The organism is Faecalibacterium sp. Marseille-Q0746, assembly GCF_017377595.1.
Taxonomy (GTDB): Bacteria; Bacillota; Clostridia; order Oscillospirales; family Ruminococcaceae; genus Faecalibacterium; species Faecalibacterium duncaniae.
Window position 1 is genome coordinate 1 of sequence record NZ_JAFREI010000036.1, and the last position, 8,168, is coordinate 8,168.

8 protein-coding genes are annotated in these 8,168 nt (G+C 48.2%); 1 reads left to right on the forward strand and 7 read right to left on the reverse strand.

What is annotated here, in order from left to right:
- Positions 1 to 635: IS3 family transposase (locus J3351_RS13635; RefSeq protein ID WP_207697974.1), on the forward strand; the 635-nt coding region annotated here is incomplete at its 5' end.
- A 289-nt stretch (positions 636 to 924) separates the two neighbouring features.
- Here J3351_RS13635 and J3351_RS13640 read toward each other — a convergent pair.
- From J3351_RS13640 to J3351_RS13670, 7 genes are all read right to left on the reverse strand, one after another.
- Complete coding sequence (locus J3351_RS13640) at positions 925 to 1,596, reverse strand: RloB family protein (protein WP_156060216.1); 672 nt, start codon at positions 1,594 to 1,596, stop codon at positions 925 to 927.
- A complete protein-coding gene (locus J3351_RS13645) occupies positions 1,596 to 2,894 on the reverse strand; it encodes an ATP/GTP-binding protein (protein ID WP_117477447.1) in 1,299 nt (432 codons plus the stop codon). The genes J3351_RS13640 and J3351_RS13645 overlap by 1 nt, the downstream gene beginning before the upstream one ends.
- 139 nt (positions 2,895 to 3,033) lie before the next feature.
- Positions 3,034 to 3,264, reverse strand: a complete 231-nt coding sequence (locus J3351_RS13650) for a DUF6462 family protein (RefSeq protein ID WP_117477448.1) — start codon at positions 3,262 to 3,264, stop codon at positions 3,034 to 3,036.
- 474 nt (positions 3,265 to 3,738) lie between these two features.
- Complete coding sequence (locus J3351_RS13655; protein ID WP_242699432.1) at positions 3,739 to 4,971, reverse strand: tyrosine-type recombinase/integrase; 1,233 nt, start codon at positions 4,969 to 4,971, stop codon at positions 3,739 to 3,741.
- Between the two features lie 107 nt (positions 4,972 to 5,078).
- Positions 5,079 to 5,300 carry an excisionase gene (locus tag J3351_RS13660; RefSeq protein WP_207697977.1) on the reverse strand — a complete coding sequence of 74 codons (222 nt, stop codon included), beginning with the start codon at positions 5,298 to 5,300 and terminating at the stop codon, positions 5,079 to 5,081.
- Positions 5,301 to 5,443: 143 nt separating this feature from the next.
- On the reverse strand, positions 5,444 to 6,466 hold the full coding sequence (locus J3351_RS13665; protein ID WP_307862864.1) for a hypothetical protein: 1,023 nt from the start codon (positions 6,464 to 6,466) through the stop codon (positions 5,444 to 5,446).
- 737 nt (positions 6,467 to 7,203) lie between these two features.
- On the reverse strand, positions 7,204 to 8,168 hold a 965-nt coding region (locus tag J3351_RS13670), incomplete at its 5' end, for a phage/plasmid primase, P4 family (RefSeq protein WP_207697976.1).

The following is an 8,168-nucleotide window of genomic DNA, read 5'->3' on the forward strand; positions in this document are numbered from 1 at the left end:
TGAATCACAAGACGGTTCAGAAACTCATGAAGCAGCTGGGCTTAGTCTGTCAGGTTCGCGCAAAAAGAAAGTACAACTCCTACAAGGGTGAAGTCGGAGAAGTTGCGCCAAACTTGCTGGAACGGCACTTCAAGACAAACCAGCCAAATCGAAAATGGGTCACAGATGTTACTGAATTCAAAGTAAACGACCAAAAACTCTATCTGTCTCCAATTCTCGATCTGTTCAATGGCGAAGTTGTCAGCTATAACCTGAGCCGCCATCCAAATTTCAAACAGATCACGGATATGCTGGAGGGCGCTTTTCAGAAGCTGCCAAATAAGGTTGACAATCTGATTCTGCATTCGGATCAGGGCTGGCAGTATCAGATGAAATCCTACCAAAATCTGCTGAAAGCAAAAGGAATTACGCAAAGTATGTCTCGGAAAGCCACTTGTCTGGACAATGCTGTTGTCGAGAACTTCTTCGGACTGCTCAAGACGGAACTGTTCTATCTGGAAAAATTTGATTCCATTGACCAGCTTGAAAAGGCTATTGTCGATTACATCGACTATTACAACAATCGCCGAATTAAATTAAAACTAAACGGCCTGAGCCCTGTGCAGTACAGGATTCAGACCGTTGGGGTCGCTTAATTTGATTTTTGTCTAACTTTTGGGGTTCATATCACACAGGTGCAGCGGCTCTTTTATATTGATTCTAGGTTCCGGACGCTCCGGGGACGCTTCCGGCAGCTTCGTACAGCTTTGCGCCGGCGGAGCCCCGGCAGCCTTCTTTTACTGCTCAATCGGCTTCATCGTGGGGAAAATGCAAGCAAAGACTCTATTGGTATCCATCGTGCTTCATTCGTATCCTTGGTGCCCGAAGAAAAGACAAAGGAAAATTATCATTTTACAATAAAATTCCCCTGATAGTGAGCAATCTTTAGACCATAGAGTTAAGACTTTCCAGAAAATCAAGTGCTTCAAATACAGTTGAAAAAGTTAAACAATTTTTACAGAGCCAATGATTTCGTTCATCGGTATCTTCAATACAAGGAATTTCCTTAATGCTTTGCAAACGCTTTTGAGCATACTTTATTGCCGTTGGATAATTAGGAGCAATTTTCCAAATGGAGTCTTTGTCGCCTTTCTTGTAAGTTGGGATAATCTTTTTAACATCTTCTACGAGTTTCTTTTTGTCCGCATCAGTTTGAGTGGGAGGAGCGCAGTCCTTAAAATGAAGCATAAACCAATACTCAACACAGCCAGAAGTCATCAAAAGCCGAACACGGATATTAGGCTTTTTTCGTAGTTTGCGAAGGTAATTAATGGTTTTTAATCGTTCACTCCATATTTCATCTGCCCTATCCTTTGATTCGACATCGAAAAAGAACCATATTTCATCTGTTGCTTCAGCTACATCTCTATATTTTTTATCCTTTTCAAATCTACTTTTTGTATCTGCAAATAAATTTGTAGAAGCCCTCTTTGAACATCGTTTAATTACAGCCACATCAGAGAAACAACTCTTTAAATAATCAATATACTGTTGCTCGCTCTCTCCTTCATAAAATACATAAATTAAAGGCTTAATACGTTTTACTTGACGAGGCATTACTCTACCTCCTCAATTTCAACATTCGGAATTGCGCCGTACTTGCCAAGAATATAATTTTTCTGGATGTTTTCCGTCGTTCGTGTTCCAAGTTCACTAACACTATAAAGCTCAGAAACACCATCCGCATTGCGCTTATCCACAAAATAGAATTGATCTTTCCTTAGCAAATCCATACCCATAAGTTCTGTATTATGAGTTGTGAAAACAAGCTGTGCACCGTTTGGATTTGTACTCTTGTTCTGGAATTTTGCAACGATATATGCTACCAAAATTGGATGTAGCTCCCGATTGATTTCATCAATCAGAAGGAGTCCACCCGTTCGCAAAGCTGATTCAATTCCAGGAGCAATTGACATTAATCTACGTGTACCATCTGATTCATCGTCCAAGTCCAATTTGTAAAGCCCTTTCGAGCCATCTTTGTTTTTTCCTTTGTGCGTTGTTTTAGCGTCAACTTGGTCAACCCGCATTTGTTGCATTTTCACGTGGGGGCTAGATGCCAATGCCTGTGCAAATTGCGATAATGCCCTTTTTAGTTCATCTGGCATATTTTCGGGGAATTTATCACTGCTGTCGATTTCTTGATTATTAACATCAAATTGGACATCCTCAATGCCGAGATCTGCGGCTTTTGCATAGTTTGAAATTGCTTTTAGCATGAGTGGATCATCAGTGTAGTTAATTAGTTGATCTGGAATATCTGCATAATCCCTCGAAAAACGAACATCCTCTCTAAACCATTGCATCGCTTTGACACAATCGGCATCATTCATTGTACACGCAACGGAGAAAAACAGTTGATTTTCTGATACCATTTTACCAATCAGCTTTCGAAGAGCTTTATCCTCTGTGAAGCTAAAATTTTGTCCTTCTCGATGAAAAACAGTTGCCCTTTGCCCTTTTGGTGCATGAAATAGGTGTTCTTCTAAAATCTTCTGCCGTGTCGCAGAAAATCCATACCAGTACTTTATACTGTTTTTGGTATAAATAAACTCAAATTCTGTCGGTTGTTCTGCAGAATAATCATTTAACGCAAATGAATGAACTGGAATCTCGGATTTTTCATGTTGTGTTCGCTGTGCATTTTTTATAAACTGAACGGCTAGCCAAAAAGCACGGATAACATTACTCTTTCCACCGCCATTTTTTCCATAAATCGCTACAGTTGGTAGAATTTTTTGACTTTTATAATGAATCAGACAATCTTTTTTACTGCCTAAGCCCATTGCCTCCATAGACATTATTGCTTCATCGCGAAATGAACGATAATTTTTAAACCGAAATTCTATCAGCATATTACAACCCTCCAATGATAGAGTATCACACTTTTGAAAGAAATTCAATCAAAAAAATCTCACTTTTGAAAAAAATCATACAAATTCAAGAAAAAGCGCACCTTCGGATGAAAAGTGCGCTATGTAAGAAAACTCTGATTCAGTTGTTGCTGCGATGCTGTTCCAGATAATCATCCAGAATATCCAGATCGACGATCGCCATCTTTTTTATGCGGAGGAGTGCGTGAGCTTCCTGTGCCAGCTTTCGGAACGAAATCTTTCTCATTGAATAGAGAGCCATTCCTTCCTCGTAGCCAACGTATCTCTTTTTCTTCTTGGCTAGAATTTTTTCCAGTTCGGGAACTTCAAACGAAGCAGGCGTATGTTCCATGACAGTCTTCTCCTTTGTCAAGGGTAGTGGTATACTTGCGTTATCAGGATATAAAAAGAGGACATCTCACGGTCAGCGTTTGCTGATGGTGAAATGTCCTCTTGGCTGTTTTCTCGTTTACAGTTCTCTGCTGGTAGCCAGAATGTGAGAATCCGTCTGTCCTAATGGGGATTTTTCTGCATCTCCGTCACTCCATGCGGAAATCCGTCAAGGATGTCAGCTTTCTGACATTTTCTGTGTCGGAATCCGCGATGTATTTCATTGTCGGAGACACAAAGATTACCACGTAGCTCAGTTAGATTCAGGGCGCATCGTGGGGACAGGTCAAGGAAGGCTCACAAATGGCTTTATTTTCCTTTATAAGCCTATCCATGCGGCTTCCTTTTTCCTGCTCCCGTACGTCACCCTACGCAACTCTCCACAACTTACCGGCAATTTGGTGTAAAAGTGGTGTAGTAGTTGGTGTAGTGGATTTCAGACCGAAATGCCCAGTTTACCGTTCAGATTTGCAAAGGAATGGGCTTTGGCTTCCTTGGTGGCTTCTGCGTAAATCTCCATCGTGGTGCTGATGTCCCGGTGTCCCATGATGTCCTGAATGATCTTCAGGTTGGTCTCATTTTCGCACAGCCGGGTGCAGAACGTGTGCCGGAGATTATGGCAGGAGAAAGGCGGCAGCAGCTGCGGCTCCCGTTTTTCCTTTTCGGCCTTTTCCAGTTCGGCTTCGTTGTATGCCACGCTGATGCGCTTGATGGCGCGGTTGACCGTCTGCGGGTTCTGCGGCTGGCCGAAGCGGTTCAGGAATACGAAGTCTGAGATTCCGTCGATCTCATATTCGCATACCAGTTCCAGCTCCTGCTGGTTGGCGCGTTCCTGTTCCAGTGCCTTCCGCACTTCGGGCAAGATCGGAATTGCCCGCTTACCTGCGGCAGTCTTGGGTGTGGACATAGTGAAGTAGCAGCCGCCCACCTCGTGGTCATGGTACACCAGATTGTGCTGGATGGTGATAAACCCACTCTCAAAGTCGATGTCGCCCCAGCACAGACCAACCGTTTCCGAGATGCGGCATCCGGTACCCAGCATGAAGGTAAACATCGGGAGCCAGTGCTGGAACTTCGGCGTTTTCTTGATGAAATTCAGAAACGCCTGCTGCTGGGGCAGGGTCAGAGCGTGTCGTTTGGGCGTTTCGTACTGGTGGGCGGCTTTTATAGCCGTCAGGACACCATCCGTGGGATTCACACGGATGTACTCATCGTCCACCGCCACCGCAAAGACCTGATGAAGAACATTCTGGATGGTTTCCAGCGTGTTCAACGCCATCTTGCCGTTGCGGACGATGCCATTGTAGTAGCTGCGGATATCCGACTTGCGAATGTCCTTGAGCTTCATCATGCCGATCTCATCCCGGACAAACCGATTATACATATAAACGTAATTGGCGAAGGTATGCTCTTTCAAGCCCACCTTGTTCTTACGCCACAGTTCAAACAGGTCATTCAGGGTCAGACTGCACTCCGGGATACGGATACCTTCTGCCAAGTCGTGCTGGATCTTCTCTTCCTTTTCGCGCAGCCCCTCCAAAGTTGCATCATAGATGGTATGGCGTTTTCCGTTTTTTGCAGTCCAACGGTACATATACAGCCCGTCGCTCTTGCGGTAGACCTCGCCATCTTTCAAAACACGGCCTTTATGATCTTTACGTCTTTGCATATAAACTCTCCTTTTCATTCACAGAATGTTGAAAAGGAGCCTTACGCCATGAGTATACCATGACGCAAGACTCCCTGCAACATCAAACGGTCAATTTTTGAACCGCATCAGATCGAGAATGCCTTGTCCAGATATTCGTCCAGCTTACGGCGTTTGATCAGCCGTTTGGTTCCGTTCCAAAGGACGAACTTGCATTCATCGCTATCGGTCATTGACCGCAGTTTATTGATACCGATCCCAGAGTAAGCCGCCGCTTCCTCCAAGGTCAGATTACTCTTTTGCCAAATCGGAACTTGTCGGGACCTAGTCCCTCCATCTTGCTGACGCAAGACCGTTCCGTTGCTTAAAGTCCCCACTGGGGACTTCATTGCTTCGCAAACGCAAACTTCTTTCACTTGCACCTCCAATTCCTTGTAACCGGGTGCCGGGGCAGAAAGTGCCAGCTTTCTGCCCCAAACGCTCCCGATGAGGTTCAGATTTCCGAGTGCCCCTCCTGTGTGCGGGGTTGTGCCGCTGGTTTGTTTTGTGCCTGTTCTGCCTGCAAGCGGTTCAGCAGTTGCAGAACGGAATCCCGTGCTTTCTCCTTGACCTGCTCCTTGCCTTTCTGCCGGACTTCCGGCTTCAGCAGCTTCTCCTGCAGACGTGCAGCGGTGGTTTGCATGGTTTTGAGAAACTTGTCCAGCACGGTGTCCAGACGGTGGGCGGCATATTCCCTCGTGGCTTTGGGAGCCTTGCGTTCTGGGGACAGCACCCACTTCTTCGTGTCCTCGATCATCCGCATATCTTCCTTCCGGGTTTCGGTGCGTACTACATCCGTCACGACCTCCACCGCCTTGTCGTAGGCCGCAGCCGAAACATCTTCCAGCAGGGTCTCCATATCCGAAACTTTCAGGGTCAGTTCGTCCAGCCTGTTCTGCTGGGCGGAAAGCTGCTCCTTCTGCTTGGCAAGGATAAAGTCCTGCTTTTCCAGATATTTGCGGCTGCCGTACTCCGCTTCTTCCTCCAATTCCAGCCCATGCCGCTTGGCGATCTCAAACAACATTTCCCGGCAGGCGGCATCGAAAGTGATCTTGCGGTTGTTGCGGCGACTGAGGGATTTAGCCGGGTCGGGCAGATCAAAACCCAACGCTTCCAGTGCCTTTTCCTGCTGGGGAGCTACCTCGCCGTACTTGTTCTCGCAGTCGAACACATGGCGTTCGTGGATGTGGGGCGTGCTTTCGTCCAGATGCAACGCCCAGTCCAGCACATGAACGTGGTTGCCAAACTTTGCCTTGAATTCCTCGATGAACTCCGTGACGATGTTCAGCAAATCCTCTGCGGAAGCGTGTTCATCCAGCGTTCCAAGCTGGTAGATAGTTTCTTCCGGGCAGGTCTTGCGGCTGGACAGCAGGTCAGGAATGGAGCGGTTACGTTCAGTGTGCCGGATTTTGGCGTTGCGCTCGTTCTGACCTTCGATGAAGGTTGTGTACCGGATCTCGTAAAACTGCCGTTCCACATCCGAGAAGGTTGCCGCCAGATCATTCGGGTCTTGTGGGTCGAGAGCCGAACGGAAGCCATGGAAGCAGTCCCAGTAGATGTTGACCTTGGCTCGTTCCGGGTCGATGTGTTCACTGTTGGCAAGGTTGAAACTTCGGTCATTGTGCTTGGGGTTATAGGTGCCGTGGGCCCCTGCTCGTCCGTTGTGTCGTGTTAATTTCAGATAAGCATCCCTCCATTTCGACTTCTTGGCGTGGGAGAATGCAGCAGCGGAGCTGCTGGATCTGCCGCCGTTTTGCGCCAGATAATACCCAGTAGGATATGACGCACAGCATCATATCACTGGGCAAGGCGTTCCCCCTTGACTCCCTTCAACGGGCCATTTTGGCCCGTTGATTTTGGCAAGCTGGCGGTCAAAGATTTGCGAATCCCTGCCCGCAGCTCGTCCGGCTTTTTCAGTTGGCCAAATTGACCAACTGATTTTGCCTGTTCCCAAAATGGTAACAGGCAGATAGACGGTCTGATAACGGCCATCCCACCCTGATTCCCATTTTGGGGAATTGGGTAGGAGCTGGTAAGTACCGTTTCCCGTCACTTACCACTCTTGGCAAACTGTCAACCTGACACTTTGCCCCCCCTATAAAGGAGAACTTTGGCGTTTTGCTGCGTACGTGTGTACGCAACAGGCGGCTTTCTCTGTACGCACGTACGCAGCGAAAGACCGAAAACGCACCATATAGGGGGATCAAAAGCGGGTCATGCCCGCCAGCTATTGGGGGTGAGGTCGGGCTGCACAAGGGCTTCGATGCCCACAAAGCCCCGGACACGCCGCCCGGACGAGTTGACGATGTTGTTGGTGGATTCCAGATTATACCTGCGCTGGTTGGCGATCAGCGCATCGCTGAACCCTCGTGCCTTGATCGCATTCAGGCTGTTCTCCTCGCACCACATCTTGTAGACCTCATACAGCTCTTTCGAGCTGGTGCAGGCATCCGCCTTCAGGCGGATGTAGCCCTCGGATTCGAGGAAATCGAACACGTTGTTGTTGTCCCGCTTCACCAGCTCCCGGTTGCGCTTGGCACGTTCACTCTCGGTGAACTGAAAACCGTTCTTCACCAGCTGCTGTAAGCCCTCAAATGCCCACAGCAGGATGCCCTCGACTTCTGCCGCCATCTTCTCGGCAATATCCGGGTCGTCCACACGGGACAGGGGCTTGTCCTTGGTGGTCAGAATGAGCTGGCGGCGGTAGAAGCCATCCGAGCGGTCATACAATGCCTGCAAATCGCCGTTGCTGAACGCCAGCAGGCGAGCGTACATCCAGCCCTGATAGCTCTGCTTGCCCTTGCGCTCCAAATCCATCTGCCCCTGTGCGGTCACGATGGACTTGACATAGTTGGTCTGACGCAGGGCTTCCATCCGCATATCATCGTCCACGCAGAGCAGGGTGTGCTCCAAATCGGCACGGGCAAAGCGGTTCTCCGAGATCTTGCCGATGCTGCCATCCTTCATGTTGCAGCCGAATAGCCGGGACAGCACCACACCGATCTGCGATTTTCCCTCGCCGCCGTTGCCCTTGATGACCATCATGCGCTGGCCCTTGTTACTGGGGATCAGGCAGTAGCCGATGAACTCCTGCACGGTGGGAATGTCCTCCGGGTAGAGCAGGTCGAACAGAAACCGCAGCCAATGGGTGGGCTGCGGGGCTTTTGGGTCATATTTGA

Coding starts and splice junctions, on each gene's coding strand:
- J3351_RS13640 (WP_156060216.1), bottom strand. CDS start 1,596: ATGCCTCGTCAAGTAAAACGTATTAAGCCTTTAATTTATGTATTTTAT.
- J3351_RS13645 (WP_117477447.1), bottom strand. CDS start 2,894: ATGCTGATAGAATTTCGGTTTAAAAATTATCGTTCATTTCGCGATGAA.
- J3351_RS13650 (WP_117477448.1), bottom strand. CDS start 3,264: ATGGAACATACGCCTGCTTCGTTTGAAGTTCCCGAACTGGAAAAAATT.
- J3351_RS13655 (WP_242699432.1), bottom strand. CDS start 4,971: ATGCAAAGACGTAAAGATCATAAAGGCCGTGTTTTGAAAGATGGCGAG.